At 64.3% G+C, this 20,807-nt stretch carries 17 protein-coding genes; 3 read left to right on the top strand and 14 right to left on the bottom strand.

Annotation, left to right across the window (positions count from 1 at the left end):
* Positions 1–229: 229 nt before the first annotated feature.
* On the bottom strand, positions 230–1,138 hold the full coding sequence (locus tag FFS60_RS26480) for an AEC family transporter (protein ID WP_028627117.1): 909 nt from the start codon (positions 1,136–1,138) through the stop codon (positions 230–232).
* A 102-nt stretch (positions 1,139–1,240) separates the two neighbouring features.
* Here FFS60_RS26480 and FFS60_RS26475 point away from each other — a divergent pair, with 102 nt between their 5' ends.
* Positions 1,241–1,642 (top strand): GFA family protein, encoded by a 402-nt coding sequence (locus FFS60_RS26475; RefSeq protein ID WP_028627118.1) that lies wholly within the window; start codon positions 1,241–1,243, stop codon positions 1,640–1,642.
* 28 nt (positions 1,643–1,670) lie between these two features.
* Here FFS60_RS26475 and FFS60_RS26470 read toward each other — a convergent pair whose 3' ends face one another.
* From FFS60_RS26470 to FFS60_RS26405, 13 genes are all read right to left on the bottom strand, one after another.
* Positions 1,671–3,611: a DUF4105 domain-containing protein gene (locus FFS60_RS26470; protein WP_256658162.1), complete on the bottom strand. Its 1,941-nt coding sequence runs from the start codon at positions 3,609–3,611 to the stop codon at positions 1,671–1,673.
* Positions 3,612–3,649: 38 nt separating this feature from the next.
* Positions 3,650–3,970, bottom strand: a complete 321-nt coding sequence (locus FFS60_RS26465) for a DUF2388 domain-containing protein (protein ID WP_028627120.1) — start codon at positions 3,968–3,970, stop codon at positions 3,650–3,652.
* 169 nt (positions 3,971–4,139) lie between these two features.
* On the bottom strand, positions 4,140–4,457 hold the full coding sequence (locus tag FFS60_RS26460) for a DUF2388 domain-containing protein (RefSeq protein WP_028627121.1): 318 nt from the start codon (positions 4,455–4,457) through the stop codon (positions 4,140–4,142).
* A gap of 120 nt (positions 4,458–4,577) precedes the next feature.
* On the bottom strand, positions 4,578–4,796 hold the full coding sequence (locus tag FFS60_RS26455) for a DUF1127 domain-containing protein (protein WP_028627122.1): 219 nt from the start codon (positions 4,794–4,796) through the stop codon (positions 4,578–4,580).
* A gap of 298 nt (positions 4,797–5,094) precedes the next feature.
* Positions 5,095–5,310, bottom strand: a complete 216-nt coding sequence (locus FFS60_RS26450; protein ID WP_028627123.1) for a DUF1127 domain-containing protein — start codon at positions 5,308–5,310, stop codon at positions 5,095–5,097.
* A 329-nt stretch (positions 5,311–5,639) separates the two neighbouring features.
* Positions 5,640–7,133, bottom strand: coding sequence for an acetyl-CoA hydrolase/transferase family protein (locus tag FFS60_RS26445; protein WP_137823667.1), 1,494 nt, complete (start codon positions 7,131–7,133; stop codon positions 5,640–5,642).
* 308 nt (positions 7,134–7,441) lie between these two features.
* A complete protein-coding gene (locus FFS60_RS26435) occupies positions 7,442–8,878 on the bottom strand; it encodes an NAD(P)(+) transhydrogenase (Re/Si-specific) subunit beta (RefSeq protein WP_028627125.1) in 1,437 nt (478 codons plus the stop codon).
* Positions 8,879–8,880: 2 nt separating this feature from the next.
* Positions 8,881–9,195, bottom strand: a complete 315-nt coding sequence (locus FFS60_RS26430; protein ID WP_003458205.1) for an NAD(P) transhydrogenase subunit alpha — start codon at positions 9,193–9,195, stop codon at positions 8,881–8,883.
* 12 nt (positions 9,196–9,207) lie between these two features.
* Positions 9,208–10,329 (bottom strand): Re/Si-specific NAD(P)(+) transhydrogenase subunit alpha, encoded by a 1,122-nt coding sequence (locus FFS60_RS26425; protein ID WP_028627126.1) that lies wholly within the window; start codon positions 10,327–10,329, stop codon positions 9,208–9,210.
* A gap of 612 nt (positions 10,330–10,941) precedes the next feature.
* Positions 10,942–13,461: a LuxR C-terminal-related transcriptional regulator gene (locus FFS60_RS28810; protein ID WP_171016586.1), complete on the bottom strand. Its 2,520-nt coding sequence runs from the start codon at positions 13,459–13,461 to the stop codon at positions 10,942–10,944.
* 159 nt (positions 13,462–13,620) lie between these two features.
* Positions 13,621–14,991 (bottom strand): DUF1329 domain-containing protein, encoded by a 1,371-nt coding sequence (locus tag FFS60_RS26415; protein ID WP_028627128.1) that lies wholly within the window; start codon positions 14,989–14,991, stop codon positions 13,621–13,623.
* 17 nt (positions 14,992–15,008) lie between these two features.
* Positions 15,009–16,775 (bottom strand): DUF1302 domain-containing protein, encoded by a 1,767-nt coding sequence (locus FFS60_RS26410; protein ID WP_137823665.1) that lies wholly within the window; start codon positions 16,773–16,775, stop codon positions 15,009–15,011.
* 193 nt (positions 16,776–16,968) lie between these two features.
* Entirely contained in the window at positions 16,969–17,877 is a 909-nt protein-coding gene (locus tag FFS60_RS26405; protein WP_028627130.1) for a LysR family transcriptional regulator, read from the bottom strand.
* A 193-nt stretch (positions 17,878–18,070) separates the two neighbouring features.
* Between FFS60_RS26405 and FFS60_RS26400 the strand changes: the two genes are divergently transcribed.
* Positions 18,071–19,252: an acyl-CoA dehydrogenase gene (locus FFS60_RS26400; RefSeq protein WP_028627131.1), complete on the top strand. Its 1,182-nt coding sequence runs from the start codon at positions 18,071–18,073 to the stop codon at positions 19,250–19,252.
* A 66-nt stretch (positions 19,253–19,318) separates the two neighbouring features.
* Positions 19,319–20,542, top strand: a complete 1,224-nt coding sequence (locus tag FFS60_RS26395; protein WP_137823664.1) for a CaiB/BaiF CoA-transferase family protein — start codon at positions 19,319–19,321, stop codon at positions 20,540–20,542.
* Positions 20,543–20,807: the final 265 nt, after the last annotated feature.

Genomic DNA, 20,807 nt, shown 5'->3' with positions numbered 1-20,807 from the left:
GGGCGGGTCAGCGCGTGGCCGAAGGCGTGCGGAGAGCGGGCGGAGGGGTGCCGGGACGGCAGCAGGAACGGAGCATGGCGATCACCAATCTTGTTGTTGTCGGGTTGCCGGTCTCGTGCCGGCAATGGGGCGGATGCTAAGCGCGCAACCTTTCAGCCAGCTTTCGGCGGTGATCGGAGCCGATTGTGCGGAGTTTTAGCGACGAATGGCGGATGGCCGCCGTGTCGCTTCAGCCAGATACGCTGCGCATGACCAGCAGCAGCGAGCCTGCGGCGAGCAGCGTCTGCAGCGTGATGATCCCGGCCATGAAGTGGCTGTCGCCGCCGAGCTGACGGGTCAGCACATAAGCGGTAGGCGCGGTGGGCAGGGCGAAGAACAGCACCAGGATGCTGCTTTCCATGGTGGGCAGATCGAGCACGCGAGCCACCGCAAAGGCGAGCGCAGGCATGGCCAGCAGCCGCAGTGCACAGTTCCAGGCCAGTGCCGGTACTTCGCCGGCCAGTTCCTGCGGTCGCAATGCCGCGCCGACGCAGAGCAGGCCGAGCGGCAGGCTGGCCACCGCCAGCAGGTTGAGCAGGCGGTCGGTGCCGCCAGGCAGGCCGAACCCGGCGAGATTGACCAGGGCGCCGGCCAGGCAAGCGAGGATCAGCGGGTTCTTTGCCATCGGCAGCAGCAGGCCGCGCAGGCTCACGCCACGCTCGGCGGTCAGCGCCCAGACCGACATCAGGTTCACCGTCGGCACCATCAGCGCCAGCATCAGCGCGGCCATGGCCAGGCCGTCCTTGCCGTAGAGGCTGCCAATGGCCGCCAGGCCCAGGTAGGTGTTGAAACGCAGGATGCCCTGGGTGATGGCGCCGAAGCGCGCTGCGGGCCAACCCAGCAGGCGCCGGGCCAGTAGCAGTGCGAGCCAGCCGATGCCGAGGCCGAGGAACACCGCCAGGGCCAGTTGCGGCAACGCCGGGTTGTCGAGTGGGGCGGTGGCCAGGCTGCTGAACAGCAGGGAGGGGAAGAGGATGAAGTAGTTCAGCCGTTCGGCGGAGGGCCAGAAGGCTTCGCCAGGGAAGTCCCAGCGGCGCAACAGATAACCGCCGACGATCAACGCAAAGAGGGGCCAGAGGGCTTGGAGGAGGATCAGCACGGCGACATCCGGGTCAGCTGGGGACGCTCTATCTTCAGTTCCGGATCGGTGGCATGCAACCGCCTGCTAGGGTGAAAGGCAGTGCTCAAGCCGGAGATCATCATGGCCGAACTCCATACCGGCGGCTGTCATTGCGGGCAGCTGCGCTACGTTGTTGAAGCACCGCTGCGCGATGTCGCCCATTGCCACTGCTCGATCTGCCGGCGCACCACCGGAGGGATCGTAACCACCTGGGCGACGGTACCGCTCGCGAGCTTCCGCTGGACGGCCGGCACGCCGGCCGAATACGCCTCATCCGCGACTTGCATCCGTTACTTCTGTCCGCGTTGCAGCAGCCAGCTGGCGCTGTTCACCCAGCTCGCGCCGGACACGCTGGACCTCACCATCGCCACCCTGGACCATCCCGAGGCGGTTTCCCCTGACCGGCATATCTGGGTGACGAGCCGATTGCCCTGGCTGCATCTGGACCCGCAATTGCCGGAGGAGGATGAGGAGGTGTTGTGAGGGGCCAACGATACCCATCAGCAAGGGATCAAGGGAGCACGAGCCCGCCGGCGTCCTTGTGCAACTGGCGCAGGTGCGCACCGATGGCCTTGAGGTTGGCCTCGGTGGCGTTTAGCTCAGCCATGCGCTGGGGCTCCAGCAGGCTGCGCACTTCGCGGTCGAGGTCGTCGTTGAGCTTGCGCATGGTCTGCTGGCGGCTGCTGCTTTCTGCCTCCAGGCGCTGCCATTCGGCGCTCTGCGGCAGGCCATAGCCCCCTTGCAGCAGCTCCGCCGGGCGGCTGAGGAAGCCGCTGTTGGCGAGCAGTTGTTCCAGGGTGCCACCGGCCTTGGCGAAACGGGTCTGCCCGGCCTGCTCGCGGGAGCTGAGGTAATTGCGCTTGAGTTCGTCCTGGGCCAGCAGCAACTGGCGGCGCTGGGCAGCCTGCTCCAGCAGGAGCAGGGCGGCGCTGGCGCGTAGATCGGCCTTGTCGAACCAGGGGCGGCGCTGTTCGGCAGTCAGTTCCAGCCAGTCTTCCACCTCTTCCTGGGGCACCTTCAGCCGCTCGCGGATGACCGTGAACATGGCCTGGTAGCGGTCGCGGAAGGAGTCGAAGCGATAGCCAAGGCGCAGCGCCTCCCTGGGATCTTCCAGCGGCGTGCGGTCGGCCACGTCGCGACCCTCCAGCAGCTTCAGCAGGCCGTTGGGCATGATGCTGTCGAGGTCGCGCAGCGCCGGGTGATCGGTGCCGCTGCGGAGCAGCTTGAGGGTCTCCACCGCGCAGTTGTTGGAGAGGAACCAGTAGTCGCCGTCGTAGCTCCAGTGCATCTCGGCTGCGTGCTCCACCAGGGCGTCGACCTCCCCGCGGCTGAGCTTGAGCGGGACCGAGGCGAGGCTGCGCAGCTCCACCTTGGTGTATTCCTCGATCACCTGGTGCAATGGCAGCACGAACAGGCGGGAGGGATAGGCGCCGGTGAGGCCGTCCCAACTGGAAAGCTGCACATCGCCGACGAAGGCGCGGTAGGAGAGCACCAGATGCTGGTCGAGGTCGAGGCGGCAGTCCGGCCCACGTGGGCGACCCGGGGCGCAGATCACCAGGCGCAGCATGCTGTGGCCCCAGCGGCTGACCCAGTTCTGGTTGGCCTCGGCGAACAGGTAGTCGACTTCGTAGACGCGCTCGGGATCGAGCTTGCCCAGGGGCTGCTTAGCGAAGTCGCGGCCGGCGTTGAGGTAGGCGTAGCCGTCGTTACAGTCGGCCCGCTGCGCCGGCGCCCAGCCGAAGTGCGCGCGGTAGTAGCGATAGAGCGCCGGTCGGCGGCAGGCATAGGCCGGGTCGAGGAGAAAGTACTCCATGTTCACCGCGACGAATTCGCGGGGGTTCTTCAGCTCGTAGATGTCCGGGCTGCGTGCCACCTGGTGGTTGTCCTGTTCGCGCAGGCCACGCTTGCCGACGTACTGCGGCCAGCCGGCGAGGTCGAGTAGACGCGGGTCGTCGCTGAAGGTGAAGCGTCGTGCTGTCTGGCCCCGGCAATCGCCCGGCAAGCCCACCAGGCCGCTGCTGGCGGCCTGGTTACGGCAGCGGAACTGTTGCGTCCGGTCGGCGGCGGACCAGAGCCGGGCGCGGTCGTAGAGATGGGTCAGCTCGTGGAGCACCGTGGCGAGCATTTCGCGGCGCACGGTGCCGTGGACGCGGTCGGTTCTCTGCGTGGCCGCACTGCCATCGGTCAGGCTGGCCAGCAGGTTGCGGTTGAGCACCAGGGCGTCGAAACGGGTGGTGCGGCCGTAGCCGTTTTCCGGCAGATCAACGCTCCAGGCCACTTCCACGTCCCGATCCAGGCGCTGGATGAAGGCCGGTGGCAGGGCGGCGTAGGCTTCGTCCAGCAGTTGCTGGCTGGCCTGGCGCTGGGCCGGAGTGAGGCCTTCGCCGTCCAGCACCAAACGCAGGTCGGCCCGGGCCGTGGCCGCCAGCAGCAGGCCGCCCAGGCAGATCAGGCGCAACCAGATGTTCAGAGGTCGATACTCGTGCGGGGTCAGAGGGCGAGGATGCTTTCTGCCAAGGCCAGGTCGCTGGCCTCGCGGGCTTGCGGGAACTGCTCGCGCAGGGCACCGAAGGCGGCCTCCAGCTGGGCGCCACGGATTTCGCCAGCGCTGGCGACGAAGCTGGCGGCGTCGTCACGGGCGGCGATCACCACCTTCATGTCACGGATAGAGGTGGTGGTATCGGAGGTGAAGTCGAGGGTGCGGTCCAGCGCGCGGACGATGATGTTGCTGGTCGCCACCAGGGTCTGGGCCTGGGCGGCACCGGCAACGAGGGAAAGGGCGATGGCTGCGACAGACAGCGAGCGGCGCATGGAGGCTCTCCGTTGGAAATTTCTAAGGTAATTGGACGGAAATATCCTTCGGCAGTTCTCAGCCGCGGATACCGGGCGCGAAGGTTAGCGGAATGGGCAGACGAGAGCCAGGCAGCACGGGGGGTGCAGCCCGATGGGCCGCGCGTTGTGCGCGGCCCGATGGGTGCCGTCAGAGGGCGAGGATGGCCTGAGCCAGTTGCAGGTCGCTGGCAGCCAGTTGCGGCTGGGCGCCGCGGATGTGCTTGAACGCGGCTTCGAGCTGGGCGCCACGGATGTCACCGGCGCTGGCGACGAAGCTTGCCGCGTCGTCACGGGCGGCGAGCACGATCTTGTCGTCCTTGAACGAGGAGGTGACGTCGGAAGTGGCATCCGAGGTGGCCGCGACGGCGTTCACCACGGCGTCAGTGGTGACCACGAAGCTAGTGGCTGAGGCACTTGTGGCAAGCGCCAGCAGGGCGGCGGCGCTGAGCAGGCGGAAAGAGGTCATGGGGGGCTCCTTTGCTGACCGGGACGGTAGCGCGAAGAGCGCCACCGGCTGGATGGAAAGCCTAGTCAATGTGAGGCTCGCGGGCCAGTGCTGGCAAGGAGCCGCCCATGGCTGCAAGGCTCAGCGCCAGAACGGTTTCTCCAGTTCCGCGAAGCGATCGCTGGGGCTGATACCGACATCTGCGAGGGCGCGGCCATCCAGCTTCGCCAACTGACGGCGGGTGCGAGCGTTGCGTGCCCACTGGGCCAGGGTGGCGAACAGGCGCAGGTACCAGGGGGCCGCCGGGAGTCCGGTTGGGGATTGAGTTGGGTGAGCCGAGGCCGTCAGGGTGCGGTCCATGGCGTGACTCCTTCCCGCGTCGACGCGGGGATGGGTTATGGAGGGCCATGATCTCGTTCCCGGGGAAAACTGTGCAGTCACAGTCAGGTTAAATTGTGCTGTAGCAGGTTCGTACTTTTAGTAACTGTACTGGTTGGATTGAAACTGTCTGTGCCGGAAGAGTGGGGCGCGCTCATCCAGAGGCGGGGATGTGGGCGATGCAGGCGTTTCCTGGGCCCAGAAACGACGAAACCCGTCGCGGGCGGCGACGGGTTCTGTCTGGGGTATTGCCTGCGGGCCGTTCGGCCCGGCGAACTGCTTAGCGCCAGAAGGGCTTGTTCAGTTCGGCTTCGCGCTGGGCTTCGCTGATGCCGGCGTCGGCCAGCAGGCGGTGGTCCAGCATGGCCAGTTGGTGACGGCTGGCGATGCGACGCTGCCACAGCAGCAGGGTGGAGATGGTGCGCAGGGCCCACGAGGATTTCGGGGATTGTTCGGCGCTTTCGAAAATCAGGTCGGAACTGAGGGTACGTTCCATGGCGGCAGGTCCTTCCCGCTTGTGACGGGGCTTGGTTATCAACTGGTGCCTATGATCTACCCAGAACAGCCGCGACTGTAGTCACAGTTCCTCTAAATTGTGTTGTTCTTTATTAGCATGCTTATCAACTGTTCTGCTTAAATAACACGAAACTGTACAGGTGCCCCGTTGAATCACTCGTGATCCAACGGGAAACGGCATTTTTTCCTGTGCAAATAACAAGCAGTAGGCTTTTTGAACAGTACAGTTCAGGATTTTCAGAAACTGTTTTTTGACCTTTTTATCAGAAACAAAGGTTACAAGCTCATAACTGTTTTGCTCAGAGCGGATCAGTTGGCCAGCATTCGACCGTTTTCTTCCAGATTGATATGCCAGGACATGGCTTCGCGTAGCAGGTGCGGGGTGTGACCACCCTTGGCGCAGGCTGCACTGAAGTAATCCTGCAGCGGCTGGCGGTAATCCGGGTGGACACAGTTGTCGATGATCGCGCGGGCGCGCTCGCGAGGTGCCAGGCCGCGCAGGTCGGCCAAACCCTGTTCGGTGACCAGGATGTCCACATCGTGCTCGGTGTGGTCCACGTGGCTGACCATGGGCACTACGCTGGAGATGGCGCCGCCCTTGGCAATGGATTTGGTGACGAAGATGGCCAGGTGGGCATTACGGGCGAAGTCGCCGGAGCCGCCGATGCCGTTCATCATCCTGGTGCCGCCCACGTGGGTGGAGTTCACATTGCCGTAAATGTCGAATTCCAGCGCGGTATTGATGCCGATGATGCCGAGGCGGCGCACCACTTCGGGGTGGTTGGAGATTTCCTGCGGGCGCAACACCAGCTTGTCCTTGTAGCGCTCCAGGTTGCCGAACACGTCGGCATTGCGGCGCGCGGACAGGGTGACGGAGCTGCCCGAGGCGAAGCGCAGCTTGCCCGCGTCAATCAGATCGAAGGTGGAATCCTGCAGCACCTCGGAATACATGGTGAGTTCCTGGAACGGCGAATCGATCAGGCCGCACATCACGGCGTTGGCGATGCTGCCGATGCCGGCCTGCAGCGGGCCAAGGCTGTTGCTAATGCGGCCGGCTTCCACTTCTCGCTTGAAGAAGTCGATCAGGTGGTCGGCGATGGCCTGGGTCTCGTGGTCCGGCGGCAGTACGGTGGACAGGGAGTCCGGCTGCTGGGTGATGACGATGGCGGCGATCTTGGCCGGGTCGATCGGAATGGCGCTGCCGCCGATGCGATCGTCCACGCGGGTCAGCGGGATCGGCGTGCGGGTCGGCCGGTAGGTGGGGATATAGATGTCGTGCAGACCTTCCAGGTTGGGGTTGTGAGCCAGGTTGATCTCGACGATCACGCGCTTGGCGAAGATCGCGAAACTGGCGGAATTGCCCACGGATGTCGTTGGCACGATGTGACCTTGCTCGGTGATGGCCACCGCTTCGATCACGGCGATGTCGGGCAGCTTGAGCTGGTGATTGCGCAGCTGTTCGACGGTTTCCGACAGGTGCTGGTCGATGAACATCACCTCACCGGCATTGATCGCCTTGCGCAGGGTGCTGTCCACCTGGAAGGGCATGCGGCGGGCCAGCACGCCGGCTTCGGTGAGCTGCTTGTCGAGGTCGTTGCCGAGGCTCGCACCGGTCATCAGGCTGATCTGCAGCGGATGTTCCTTGGCTCGTGCGGCCAGTGCCTGGGGCACGGCCTTGGCTTCGCCGGCGCGGGTGAAACCGCTCATGCCGACGGTCATGCCGTCTTCGATCAGGGCAGCGGCGTCGGCCGCACTCATCACCTTGCCCAGCAGGGAGGGCAGGCGCACGCGATCAGAGTACATGGGGAAAACCTCGGACAACGGGTGGGAGCCGCGCAGTCTAGGGACTGAGGCTGTGCCCGGCTTCTATACCAAGGTCGAAGAAATGGCTCTATTCAGGGCCTTTTGTCGGTTAACGGCCGGCCGGTCGGATTGCCTGTAGGGGCGATTTCAATCGCCAAGCAGGCCGAAGGTCTGCCATCTCGAATCGGGGCCGCTGCGCGACCCTTGGCGAATGAATTCGCCCCTACAACCAAGGCACCCCATACCGGGAGCGCTGAAAACAAAAACCCCGGCACCAGGCCGGGGTTCTCGGTATCGCGGGGTAGGACTCAGTCGACAGCCTTGACCATGTCCTCGATCACTTTCTTGGCGTCGCCGAACACCATCATGGTCTTGTCCATGTAGAACAGTTCGTTGTCCAGGCCGGCGTAGCCGCTGGCCATGGAGCGCTTGTTCACGATGATGGTCTTGGCCTTGAAGGCTTCCAGGATCGGCATGCCGGCGATGGGCGACTTCGGATCGTTCTTCGCAGCGGGGTTGACCACGTCGTTGGCGCCGAGCACCAGTACGACGTCGGCCTGGCCGAACTCGGAGTTGATGTCTTCCATCTCGAACACCTGCTCGTAAGGCACTTCGGCCTCGGCCAGCAGGACGTTCATGTGGCCCGGCATACGGCCGGCAACCGGGTGGATCGCGTACTTCACGTTCACGCCACGGTGGGACAGCTTCTCGGACAGTTCCATCAGTGCGTGCTGGGCACGGGCCACCGCCAGGCCGTAGCCGGGAACGATGATCACGCTGTCGGCGTTGGTCAGCAGGAAGGCGGCGTCGTCGGACGAGCCGGACTTCACCGGACGCTGTTCCTTGCTGCCAGCCGCGGCTCCGGCGTCAGCTTCGGCACCAAAGCCGCCGAGGATGACGTTGAAGAAGGAGCGGTTCATCGCCTTGCACATGATGTAGGAGAGGATCGCACCCGAGGAACCCACCAGGGAGCCGGCGATGATCAGCATCGAGTTGTTCAGCGAGAAGCCGATACCGGCCGCCGCCCAGCCCGAGTAGCTGTTCAGCATGGACACCACCACCGGCATGTCGGCGCCGCCGATCGGGATGATGATCAGCACGCCGATGACGAAGGCGAGCGCCACCAGCAGGGCGAAGGCAGCAATGTTGCCGGTGAAGGTGAAGTACAGGCCCAGGGCGATGATCGCCAGGCCTACCAGCAGGTTCAGCTTGTGCTGGCCGGCGAACTGCACCGGAGCACCTTGGAACAGGCGGAACTTGTACTTGCCCGACAGCTTGCCGAAGGCGATTACCGAACCGGAGAAGGTGACGGCACCGATGGCTGCGCCGAGGAAGAGCTCAAGGCGGTTACCGGCCGGGATGGCATCGCCCAGGGCAGCCACGATGCCGAGCGACTGGGGCTCGACCACGGCGGCGATGGCGATGAACACGGCGGCCAGACCGATCATGCTGTGCATGAAGGCGACCAGTTCCGGCATCTTGGTCATTTCTACGCGCTTGGCCATGATCGACCCGGCGGTGCCGCCGACCAGCAGGCCGACGATGACGTAGCCGATGCCCTGGGTCGCCAGTTCGGCGCCGAGTTTATAGATGAGGCCAACGGTGGTGAGTACGGCGATGGCCATGCCGACCATGCCGAACAGGTTGCCGCGACGCGACGAGGTCGGGTGCGACAGGCCCTTGAGCGCCTGGATGAAGCACACCGAGGCGACGAGGTAGAGAACAGTGATCAGGTTCATGCTCATGGTCAGTGTTTCTCCGCAGCCGCTTTCGGCGCTTTCTTCTTGAACATTTCCAGCATGCGACGGGTGACCAGGAAGCCACCGAAGACGTTCACCGCAGCCAGGGCCACGGCCAGGGTGCCCATGGTCTTGCCCAGCGGGGTCACAGTGAGGGCGGCGGCCAGCATGGCGCCGACGATCACGATGGCCGAGATGGCGTTGGTCACGGCCATCAGCGGGGTGTGCAGGGCCGGGGTAACGTTCCACACCACGTGGTAGCCGACGTAGATGGCCAGCACGAAGATGATCAGGTTGTAGATGCCGTCAGAAATCAGATCCATGTCCGCTTCCCCTTAGCCGTTGTTACGGACGACCTGGCCGTCGCGGCACATCAGGCACGCGGCGACGATGTCGTCTTCGAGGTTGAGATGGAACTGGCCGTCCTTGTCGATGACCAGCTTGAGGAAGTCCAGCAGGTTGCGCGCATAGAGGGCGGAAGCGTCCGCCGGGACCATGGCGGCCAGGTTGCTGTGGCCGACGATGGTCACGCCGTGCTTGACCACCACCTGGTCGGCTTCGGTCAGCGGGCAGTTGCCACCCTGGGAGGCGGCCAGGTCGATGACCACGGAGCCCGGCTTCATTTCGGCAACGGTGGCCTCGTGCAGCAGGGTCGGCGCCTTGCGGCCCGGGATCAGTGCGGTGGTGATGACGATGTCCGACTGCTTGGCGCGCTCATGCACGGCCTTGGCCTGGCGCTCCATCCAGGAGGCCGGCATCGGGCGGGCGTAACCGCCGACGCCCTGGGCGCATTCGCGCTCTTCATCGGTCTCGAAGGGCACGTCGACGAACTTGGCGCCGAGGGATTCGATCTGCTCCTTCACCGCCGGGCGCACGTCGGAGGCCTCGATCACCGCACCCAGGCGCTTGGCCGTGGCGATGGCCTGCAGGCCGGCAACGCCAGCACCGAGGATGAGGATGCGCGCGGCCTTCACGGTGCCGGCAGCGGTCATCAGCATGGGCATGAAGCGCGGATAGTGGTGAGCGGCCAGCAGTACCGACTTGTAGCCGGCGATGTTGGCCTGGGAAGACAGCACGTCGAGGCTCTGGGCGCGGGAGGTGCGCGGCGCCGCTTCGAGGGCGAAGGCGGTGATGCCGCGGGCGTTCATGCGCGCGATGATCTCGTTGCTGAAGGGGTTGAGCATGCCGACCAGCACCGCGCCTACGCGCATGTGGGCCAGTTCGGCCTCGGTCGGGGCAACCACTTTCAGCACGAGGTCGGCACCAAAGGCAGCGGCGTCATTGCCGATGGCGGCGCCAACGGCTTCGAAGGCGCTGTCCGGAATGCAGGCGCTGACGCCGGCACCGCTTTGCACCGTCACCTGGTGGCCCTGGCTCACCAGCTTCTTGATGGTCTCGGGTGTTGCGGCAACCCGCGTCTCCCCGGCGTGGGTTTCGAGAGGAACACCGATGTGCACTTCAAATCTCCTGCGTGATCGATCTGGTGAACCAGTGCACTACGGATGGTGCTCTGGCGAGGCGGATCCGCCTTTCAACAGCCTGGTATCGCAACGGCCAAAACCTTAGAGGCGCGGCATTCTGCAATCGGAACCGCAACTGCTTCAAGCAGTTCTGGAGTAAAACGCTCTAATAACTACAAGTCATGTTTAGACCTGCTGTCTCTGGTTGGCCTTCCAGGCCCCGTCACGGCTGGCAGAGACCCTTGTTGGTCGGTTCAACCAGAACCGCGTCCTATCCCGAAGCTGAATGACTTTCCATCAAAGCGGCGCCAGTACAGGCTTGCAGTCCGTAACATCCTGCCGTTAATGGCTGGAGCACTGTTAATCAGACTTTTTAATAGTTGCCATAAGGCGGCGGAAAATGGGCGTTCTGTAGCTTTTGAAAATGTTTGACTACAGGGTCAAGAATGGCTTTTCGGCCTGTTTGCAGGGAGAAGCGTAGTTCGCGCGCAGGCCAGTCGCTCCGGGGGTTGCGCCATATTGTCGCGGTATGGAAAGGGGGGGAACGTTATTGGTAGCCCGGATTTCATCCGGGCTAGGGTTCTGCATTCAGTGCGGGGATGGGCACTGTCAGACCAGCAAGCCCAGCGTCTTGGCGCGCATCACTGCCTGCGTGCGGCGCTTCACGCCGAGCTTGCTGTTGATCTTCTTGGTATGGGTTTTCACGGTGTTCACCGAAATGAACAGGTAGCCGCCGATCTCCTGGTTCGAGAAGCCCTCGGCCAGCAGTTGCAGCACGGCGCGTTCGCGCTGGCTGAGCAGGCTGGCCTGGTCGCCTTCTGCTGTTCCTGTGCCGTCTCTGCGCGGGTAATCGCGCAGCAGCCCGTGCATGCCCAGACGCTCGGCGTGTTCCAGCGCCTGGCGTTGCAGTTCGCAGGCTTCGGTGCGGCCGAGGGCGCGCCAGGTAGCGGCAAGGGCAAGGCGCACTTCGCAGCCCAAGGGCGCGAGCTGCAGCAAGTGGCAGTGTTCCAGCAGCGGCTGGAGCAGGGCTTCGGCCTGTTCGGCGCGGCCGGACTCCAACTGCGCGCGGGCCAGCAACAATTGGTTGCGCAGGGGCAGGGTGGGGTAGTCCAGCGGTGCCATCCAGGCGCGCTCGCCAATGAAGTAGCGCTGGATGCGCAGGGCAGCCGGTTCGATACGCTCCCAGCGGCCTTGGCGCCCCTGCACCCGCATGCTTTGCAGATGCAGCACTCCGCTGTAGGAGTAGCGCCACACCTGGCGGCAATGCATCTGCCGCTCGGCCTCGCGAAGTTCCTGGTAGGCCTGGTCGAACTGGCCGCGGCGGGCGTGGAGTTCCGCCAGCCCGAGGAATCCGTGGAGGGCGAAGGGGTCCAGGCAGCCCAGGGCCTGCTCCAGGCCGGTGTGCAGGGCGCGCTCGGCGTCGTCCAGGCGATCGGCGATCAGGTGCAACTCGGCCTGGATCAGGTGCAGGCGGCCGAGCATCAGGCTGTCGACCTGTTTGCGCTGGCCGATCAGGGCAAAGCTTTGCTCCAGCAGGTTCTGGGCCCGGCCGAACTCACCGCGCAGCAGGAGCAGGCGAATTCGATCGAGGTTGATCAGCACCTCGAACAGCAGGCTGCCCTGGCGGCGGGCGATCTCCAGCGCCTTGTGCAGGTGCGGCTGTGCCTCCTCCGGGGCGCCGCTGGACATGGCGACCCGCGCCAGGCTGGAGTAGCACAACAGAATGGGCATCCAGTCGTGCTCCGGCAGGTGCTCCAGGGCCTCGCGACAGTGCAGCTGCGCGTTGGCCGCGGATTGGCTGCGCAAGGCCGTGAGTACGCCGTTCAGGGCCTGCCAGTTGGCCAGCAGCTTGCGGTTGCGCAGGGCGGTCGGCTGCGGCAGGAAGTGGCCGAGCTTGGCGATGCAGGCTTCGGCTTCGTCAAGGCGCCAGGAAATCAGCAGGCCCCAGGCATTCAGGCAGAGCAGGCGCGGGGTGCTCTCCAGCAGGGCGGCGGGCAGGCGTGCGCGCCAGGCCAGCAGGTGGGCCAGATGCTGTTCTCCGGTCAGCCATTCCTGGCCGAGGCGCTCCAGGTAATTGGCGGCCGCTTCCGGTTGGCCGGCACAGAGCGCCTGCTCGATGGCGTCTTCCACCTGGCCGGCGGCGATGAACATGCGGCAGGCGCTGAGGTGCAGGCGGGTGGCGGCGGCTTCGCTGATGCGATGGCGCAGGGTGCGGGCCACCGCGGGCAGCACCCGGTACCAGGTGCCGTGTTCGTCCAGCGGCATGCAAAAGGCCTGTCGCGCCAACAGGCGCTCGAAGAGCTCGGCGCCGTCGCTGTCTTCCCAGAGGTGTTGGCAAAGGTCGGCGGACACCTTCGGCAGGTGCGACAGGGCGAACAGGCAGTTGGCTTCTTCCGGGCTAAGGCGATTGAGCAGTTCGTGGTCCAGGTATTCCTTGAGCCAGCAGTGATTACCGCTGGAGCTGGTGGGGGCCTTGCCGGACAGGTGCAGACGCACGCCGGCGCACCAGCCTTCGGTTTCCTGCCAGAGCTCCTCGCGCAGGGCGGCGCTGGTTTTAGGCGCCAGTTGGTCTACCAGTCGCTCGTGCTGCTGACGGTCGAGGGCCAGTTGGTTGGCGTCCAGTTCCAGCAGTTCGCCGGCCAGTAGCAGCCGGGGCAGGTTCCAGGCCGGCCGCTGGCGCACGCTGACCAGCAGGCGCAATTCGGGCAGCGCGCGGGCCAGGAGCTGGTCGATGCAGTCATCAAGACCGGCCGGGGGGTGGCCTGGGTAGTCATCCAGGACCAGCCAGATCCGCTCGCCGCGATGGGCCAGCAGGTGCTGCAGGGCCTGGGCAGCAGGCAGCGATGGTACCGTTTCACCCAGCTCGGCCGCGAGTTGCGCGAGCACGTGTTCCGGTGGCAATGGCTGGCCGGCGAGGTTGAGCCAGATGACCAGGGCGGACTCGGTCTGGGTGCGGAGGAATTCGTTGAGTAGCACGCTCTTGCCAAATCCGGCCGGGGCGCAGAGCAGGCGTAGCTGGGCATCCTGCGCGGCGAGGCGGTCGACCAGCTGCGGACGCGGGACATGAGCCGGCGGCAGGCGTGGCAGGCGAGACGGAAGGACGTGCGGTGTCTGGCCGGGGCGGTGCATGGGCGGTTCTCGCGATGTTGTTGTTATGGATGAACCGAATCCTCGCAGACTAGATGGCCCCTGGGCGGGCTTGAAGCAGCATGGACAGCGCTGATGAGGCGCCATAACGCAGCGGGAAGGGGAAAGGGGGCGCCCCGCGATACGGGGCGCCCGTGGAGATCAGCGGATGCCCGCGTTGCGCAGGGCTGCCGGGGTGTAGTCGGCGCCGGTAGCGGCAAAGCCGAACTCGATGCCGTGCTTCTCTTCGTTCTTCAGGCCGAGGGCGATGTAGCGTCCGGCGATGATGTCGTAGAGGGCCTCGACCGCGTAGGTGCTGACCTGGCGCTGGAAGTGGTAGCTGGCGTGGCCTTCACCGACGCGCCAGAGCTGGCCACGGCCGTCGTAATGGTCGGCATAGGCGATCTGCCAGCTGTCTTCGTCGATGAAGTAGTGGCGCTTGGCATAGATGTGCCGCTCGTTGGGCTTGAGGGTGGCGACCACTTCCCACACGCGGTGCAGTTCGTAGCGGGTCAGGTCCTGGTTCAGGTGACCCGGCTGGACGATCTCCTTGTACTTGAGTTGGGGCGATTCGAGCTTGTAGCTGTTGTAGGGGATATACATCTCCTTCTTGCCCACCAGCTTCCAGTCGTAACGGTCCGGGGCGCCGGAGAACATGTCGAAGTTGTCGGCGGTACGCATGCCGTCTGCGGCAGTGCCGGGACCGTCATAGGCCACCTGCGGTGCGCGGCGCACGCGGCGCTGGCCGGCGTTGTAGAGCCAGGCCAGGCGTGGCTCCTTCACCTGGTCGATGGTCTCGTGAACCAGCAGCACGTTGCCGGCCAGGCGCGAGGGTGCCAGGACCCGCTGCTTGAAGTAGAGCAGCACGTTGGCCGACTTCTCCTTGTCCAGCTGGGCCATGTCCGCCGGGAAGGCGACTTCGTCCTCGAACTGCACCGGGGTGAAGGAACCGTTGGTCTGCGGCGTGGCCTGGATTACCAGGCGGCGGGCATTACCGCCGCGGTAGCGGGTGATGTGGTTCCACATCACCTGCACGCCATCCTTGGGAACGGGGAAGGCGTAGTAGTGGCTGTCGGCGAAGTTGGACAGGCCGTTGCCGCCGTCCACCGGCTGGGTGCTGAGGGCACTTTGCCGGGCCGCGTCATAGATGGCCTGAGGCGCGGCGGCGCTGCGGTGGCTGGGGTATACCGGGATCTTGTAGGTACTGGCGTAGCGCTTGAACATCGCCATCTGCCCGGGGGACAGTTTGTCCTTGTACTGCTCGGCGTTGGCAGCGGTGATGGTGAACAGTGGCTGCTCGTTGGCATAGGGGTTGCCGAGGAAGCCATTGGCGTCGACTACGGCGGCGTTGGTCGGCAGGCCGCCGGTCCAGGCCGGGATGCCGCCGTCGGCGTTGCCGACCTTTTCCGCGCCCAGCGGGGTAAGGCTGGCACCTAGCTGCGCGGCCTCTTCCTGAGTGACAGCGGCCATGACGTTGGTGGCCAGCAGGCTAAGGGCCAGGACACCACTTTGCAGGATGCTTCTCTTGGTCATTCCGGGAATCCTTGCGATCAGAAGTTGAGGCCGAAGCTGAGGGCGACGAAGTCGCGGTCAGTGGTCGTGTTGTAGTGCCCGCCGAAGAAGTCGGTGTAGCTGAGGCTGGCGGTGTAGGTGTTCTGATAGTCGGCGTTGAGGCCGAGGCTGATGGCCTTGGAGCCTTCGTTGAAGTTCGGGCCATAGCCGTCGACGTCATGGGACCAGGCGACGATCGGGGTCAGGTTGATGCCGGCAATGACGTTGCTGTAATCCAGGCTGGCGCGGGCGCGGTAGCCCCAGGAGCTGCTGGTGTAGAAGCCTTTGTCGTTGCACTCGCGCTGGGTTGGGCTGGTGGCGGTAAGCGCCTGGCAGAGCGCCTGGGAGGAGAGCTGGCCTGGACCGTAGATGGGGTCGCGGCCGTAGCGCAGTTCGCCGATGTCGTCGTTCAGGCCGCCGATATGGTTGTAGCCCACCTCGGCCACCAGGGTCAGGCGGCTGGCGCCCATTACCTGGTCAACGAACTGGGTGGCGGTGACCTGCGCCTGCGTGACCGGCTTGCGCTCGTAGCCATGCAGGTCTTCGCCTGCGAGATTGCGACCATGGCCGCTCTCGAAGACCGGCGAAACCGGTACGCCGAGGGCTGCGAAGGACAGGTCGGTACTGTTGAGTTGCAGTGGCATGTTCGGCCGGAAGCTGACTTCGCCTGCCAGCGACGTGCCTTCAACGTTGGTCTGGAAGCTCAAGCCGTAGAGGCGAATGTCTTCCGGGTACTCGATGAAGTAACGCGCACCAGGAGCGCCGGGGATGATCGCAGCGCTCGGGGTCGTGGTGCGAATGGTGCTGAAGATCGGGCCGCGGCTGTGATAGTTCATCGCATAGGCGCCGAACTCGGTGTCGTTCATTTCCGGCACGAACCAGCGCAGCGCTACGCCGAACTGGCCACTGTCCCGGGCGTCGCGGTCGCCGGCGCGGGGGATATAGAGGGTGCCACCGGTGTTGGTGGACTCGCCGGGCGGCAGGTCCGGTCCGGCGACCACCAGGCGGTCGACGCAACCGTCGGCCACCACGTCCGCGGTGGAGAAGAAGGTGCCGCAGTTATCGGCCACCGTCTGGTCCCATTCCAGCTGGTAGAAGGCTTCGGCGGAGAGGTTATCGGTCAGGCTCTGGGACAGGTAGATCATGTTCACCGGGATCAAGCCTTCCTTGATCTCGGCGCCAGGGCGGCGGAAGGCCGCTGCGTCGATGGGGTTGATCGAGTTGATGCTGTTGCCGATGAAGGTGCTTTCGCCCCAGCTCACCACCTGCTTGCCGACCCGGAAGCTGCCCGGCAGGTCGCCCAGGTTGTAGTTGTGGTAGATGAAGGCATCGAGCAACTGCGCGCCGGAAGACTGGGCCCCCTCTTTACGGTTGTGGTCGTCGATGTCGTAGAAGAGGCGGTGTTCATCCTTAAGTTCGAAGTCGTACCAGTACTTCCCGCGGAGGAATACCCCGGTATCGCCGTACTTGAGTTCCAGGTCGTGAATGCCCTTGAAGATCTTCGAGAAGGTTTCCCCCTTCTTGAAGTTCAAGCGGCCGTCGTCTGAGGTACGCGACAGCGCCTCGCCGCCGCTGGCGGTGGAGATGAACTCCGGATCGGGCGAACGCACGGCCCAACTGGCCCCGACCGAGAGGGAGGAGTCGAACTGAGCTTCGATGTCACCGATGTTGAACGTGATGGCATGTGCCTGGGCGCTGCAACCCAGGGCGACGGCGGCGGCCAGCGTGTGCGGCCGGAAGATTCCGCGCATTGTTCTTGTTGTCATGCGGCTCTCCAGAGCGGGTCTTGGGAGGCTTCATGCTAATCAGCCGCAACCTGCGCCATAACTGCCTGAACGGGCGATTTCACCTATCACCCGAGTGGGTGATAGGGCTGCTGGGAGGGGACGCTGGAAAGGGGTGTTTCGTAGGCGTTTCGAGGTGGGTGCCGAGGATTGCTACCTGGGGTTACAGCGGGACTCAATCCAGCCCGGCTTCACTTCGATACTGGTGGGCAGCGTCCACCAGCCAGTCGCGGAAGGCCCCCAGGGCGGCGGATTCGAGCTTGCGTTCGGGGATGATCAGGTAATAGGCCTTGTCGCTGCGGAAACTGTGGGGGTGAGCCACCATCAGGTGACCGTCGGCCAGTTCGCGTTGGATCAGGAAGGGCGGAATCAACGCCACGCCCATCTCGTGCATGGCGGCCTGGGCCAACATCGAGAAGAGTTCGTAGCGCGGCCCGCTGAGGTCGCGGGCGACGTTCATTCCAAGGGAGCTGAACCACTGGCGCCAGGCGTAGGGGCGGGTGGTCTGCTGCAGCAGTGGCAGGCGGGCGATGGATTCGGCATCCAGGCTGCTGCGCCCTTCCAGTAACGCCGGGCTGCACACCGGCACCGAGTTTTCGTGCATCAGGAAGTCGGCGCGAGTCCCTGACCATTCGGCATCGCCAAAATAAAGGGCGGCATCGAAGTCGGTGTCGGCAAAGAGGAAGGGGCGGGTGCGGTTGGTCAGGTTGACCGTGACTTCCGGGTGCAGACGCTGGAAATCCTTCAGTCGGGGTACCAGCCACTGGGTGCCGAAGGTGGGAACGATGGCCAGCTCCACCGTCATTGCGCCCTGCTGGCCCATCACGGCGAGGGTATCGCGCTCCACCGCATCGAGCTGGGTGGCGATACGGCGAGAGTAGGCCAGGCCAGCCTCGGTCAGTTTTACCCCGCGCCGTGAGCGGCGGAACAGCTCCAGGCCGAGGAATTCCTCTAACCCGGCAATCTGCCGGCAGATGGCGCTCTGGGTCAGTGCCAGCTCGTCGGCCGCCTTGGTGAAGCTCTGATGGCGTGCGGCGGATTCGAAGGCGATCAAGGCGGCGGTGCTGGGGATCTTCCGACGCATGCTGTACCTCTGCGGCACAAGTGGTGGCTGTAAATAGCGTGGTATAGCGTTTCGGAGTGAGAAATTAGCACAACAGCATGCGAAATCCTCGTTTGTCTGATCCGGCCTAGGCTGTCTAGGATGCGTCAACACTAATAAGGCAGGGTCCCGCGATGGCCCAGCCCCTGATTCCCGCTTACCGAGGACACTCCCCATGGCCGCCAAAGCAAGCTTCAACTGGATCGACCCGCTCCTGCTGGACCAGCAGCTCAACGAGGAAGAGCGCATGGTGCGTGACAGCGCCCAGCAGTTCGCTGCTGACAAGCTGGCTCCGCGTGTCCTCGAAGCCTTCCGTCATGAGCAGACCGATCCGGCGATCTTCCGCGAGATGGGTGAGACCGGCCTGCTCGGTGCGACCATTCCGGAAGCCTACGGTGGCAGCGGCCTCAACTACGTGTGCTACGGCTTGATTGCCCGTGAAGTGGAGCGCGTGGACTCTGGCTACCGCTCGATGATGAGCGTGCAGTCCTCCCTGGTGATGGTGCCGATCTACGAGTTTGGCAACGAAGCCACCAAGCAGAAGTACCTGCCGAAACTGGCCAGCGGCGAATACATCGGCTGCTTCGGCCTGACCGAGCCGAACCACGGTTCCGACCCGGGCTCGATGATCACCCGCGCCAAGAAGGTCGACGGCGGCTACCGCCTGACCGGCAGCAAGATGTGGATCACCAACAGCCCGATCGCCGATGTCTTCGTGGTCTGGGCCAAGGACGATGCCGGCGAGATCCGCGGCTTCGTGCTCGAGAAGGGCTGGCAGGGCCTGTCCGCGCCGGTGATCCATGGCAAGGTCGGCCTGCGCGCCTCCATCACCGGCGAGATCGTCATGGACAACGTCTTCGTGCCGGAAGAGAACGCCTTCCCGGACGTGCGCGGCCTGCGCGGTCCGTTCACTTGCCTGAACTCCGCCCGTTACGGCATTTCCTGGGGCGCCCTGGGGGCTGCTGAGGCGTGCTGGCACACCGCCCGCCAGTACGTGCTGGACCGCAACCAGTTCGGTCGCCCGTTGGCCGCCAATCAGTTGATTCAGAAAAAGCTGGCCGACATGCAGACCGAAATCACTCTCGCCCTGCAAGGCTGCCTGCGCCTGGGCCGAATGAAGGACGAGGGCACTGCCGCGGTGGAAATCACTTCGATCATGAAGCGCAACTCCTGCGGCAAGGCCCTGGATATCGCTCGCATGGCGCGTGACATGCTGGGTGGCAACGGTATCTCCGACGAGTTCGGTGTGGCCCGTCACCTGGTCAACCTGGAAGTGGTGAATACCTACGAGGGGACCCACGACGTCCACGCACTGATCCTCGGTCGCGCACAGACCGGCATCCAGGCGTTCTTCTGATCCTCGACCGGTTCTCTCCTTATATAGAAGGGAGGACCGGGTCCTTTCGCGAATCCAGGTGATCCCATGGCCGGTGCTCTCTCCCATATCCGTGTGCTCGACCTCTCCCGCGTACTGGCTGGCCCTTGGGCCGGTCAGATCCTCGCGGACCTGGGGGCCGAGGTCATCAAGGTCGAACGTCCGGGCTCGGGCGACGACACCCGCGCCTGGGGGCCACCTTTCCTCAAAGGCGCCGACGGCCGTGATACCAGCGAAGCGGCCTACTTCCTCGCGGCCAACCGTAACAAGCAGTCGGTAACCGTCGACTTCACCCGCCCCGAGGGCCAGAAGCTGGTTCGCGAGCTGGCGGCGAAGTCCGACATCCTCATTGAGAACTTCAAGGTGGGTGGGCTGGCGGCTTATGGGCTGGACTATGAATCGCTGAAGGCCATCAACCCGCGTCTTATCTATTGCTCCATCACCGGCTTCGGTCAGTCCGGCCCTTATGCCAAGCGCGCCGGCTACGACTTCATGATCCAGGGACTGGGTGGGCTGATGAGCATCACCGGGCGTTCCGATCAGGAAGAGGGTGCCGGTCCGGTCAAAGTGGGTGTGGCTCTGACCGACATTCTTACCGGGCTCTATTCCTCGGTGGCCATGCTGGCTGCACTGGCCTCAAGGGAAATCAGTGGCAAGGGTCAACACATTGACATGGCGCTGCTGGATGTTCAGGTGGCCTGCCTGGCGAACCAGGCGATGAACTACCTGACGACGGGGAATCCGCCACGGCGGCTTGGCAATGCTCATCCGAACATCGTGCCCTACCAGGACTTTCCGACAGCGGATGGCGATTTCATCCTCACCGTGGGTAACGACAGCCAGTTCCGCAAGTTTTGCGAGGTCGCCGGTCATCGGGAGTGGGCGGACGACCCGCGTTTTTCAAGCAACAAGGCACGAGTCGCTCATCGTGCCGAGCTGATTCCCCTGATTCGACAGGCCACCGTCTTCAAAACCACGGCTGAATGGGTCAGCGCGTTGGAAGAAGTCGGCGTGCCCTGTGGTCCGATCAACGACCTGGCGGCGGTCTTCGCCGATCCCCAGGTGTTGGCGCGGGGTCTCCGGGTCGAACTCGAGCATCCGTTGGCGGGTGTGGTGCCACAGGTGGCCAGCCCATTGCGCCTTTCCGATACCCCTGTTGAGTACCGCATGCCACCGCCGCTTCTCGGCGAACACACCCAGGACGTACTGCAGCGTGTGCTGGGACTGGCAGCGGAACAGGTGGAGGCGTTGCGCCAAGCAGAAGTTATCTAGCCCTTCTTATATAGGCATGAGAAAGGCGCTGAAGATAATTTCAATTAAGTGTTGACGGCGAAATCTGCATCCCTATAATGCGCACCTCTTCCGGCGCAGTTGCCAAGCAAAACTCCTTGTAGATCAATGAGTTAAGTGGTTGGTGAGGGTGTTGGGAGGTTCCGCTTCGCAAGGTTCGCCACTGGCGAATGAAGTTGGAAAGGAGGTGTTGACAGCGTGATTGAGCGCTGTAGAATGCGCCTCCCGCTGACGAGAAGAGAGATCG

The organism is Pseudomonas sp. D(2018), from assembly GCF_005502555.1.
In the GTDB taxonomy this organism is placed as follows: domain Bacteria; phylum Pseudomonadota; class Gammaproteobacteria; order Pseudomonadales; family Pseudomonadaceae; genus Metapseudomonas; species Metapseudomonas resinovorans.
Note: the sequence above shows the minus strand (reverse complement) of the source record. Positions and strands in the feature narration are given on the sequence as shown.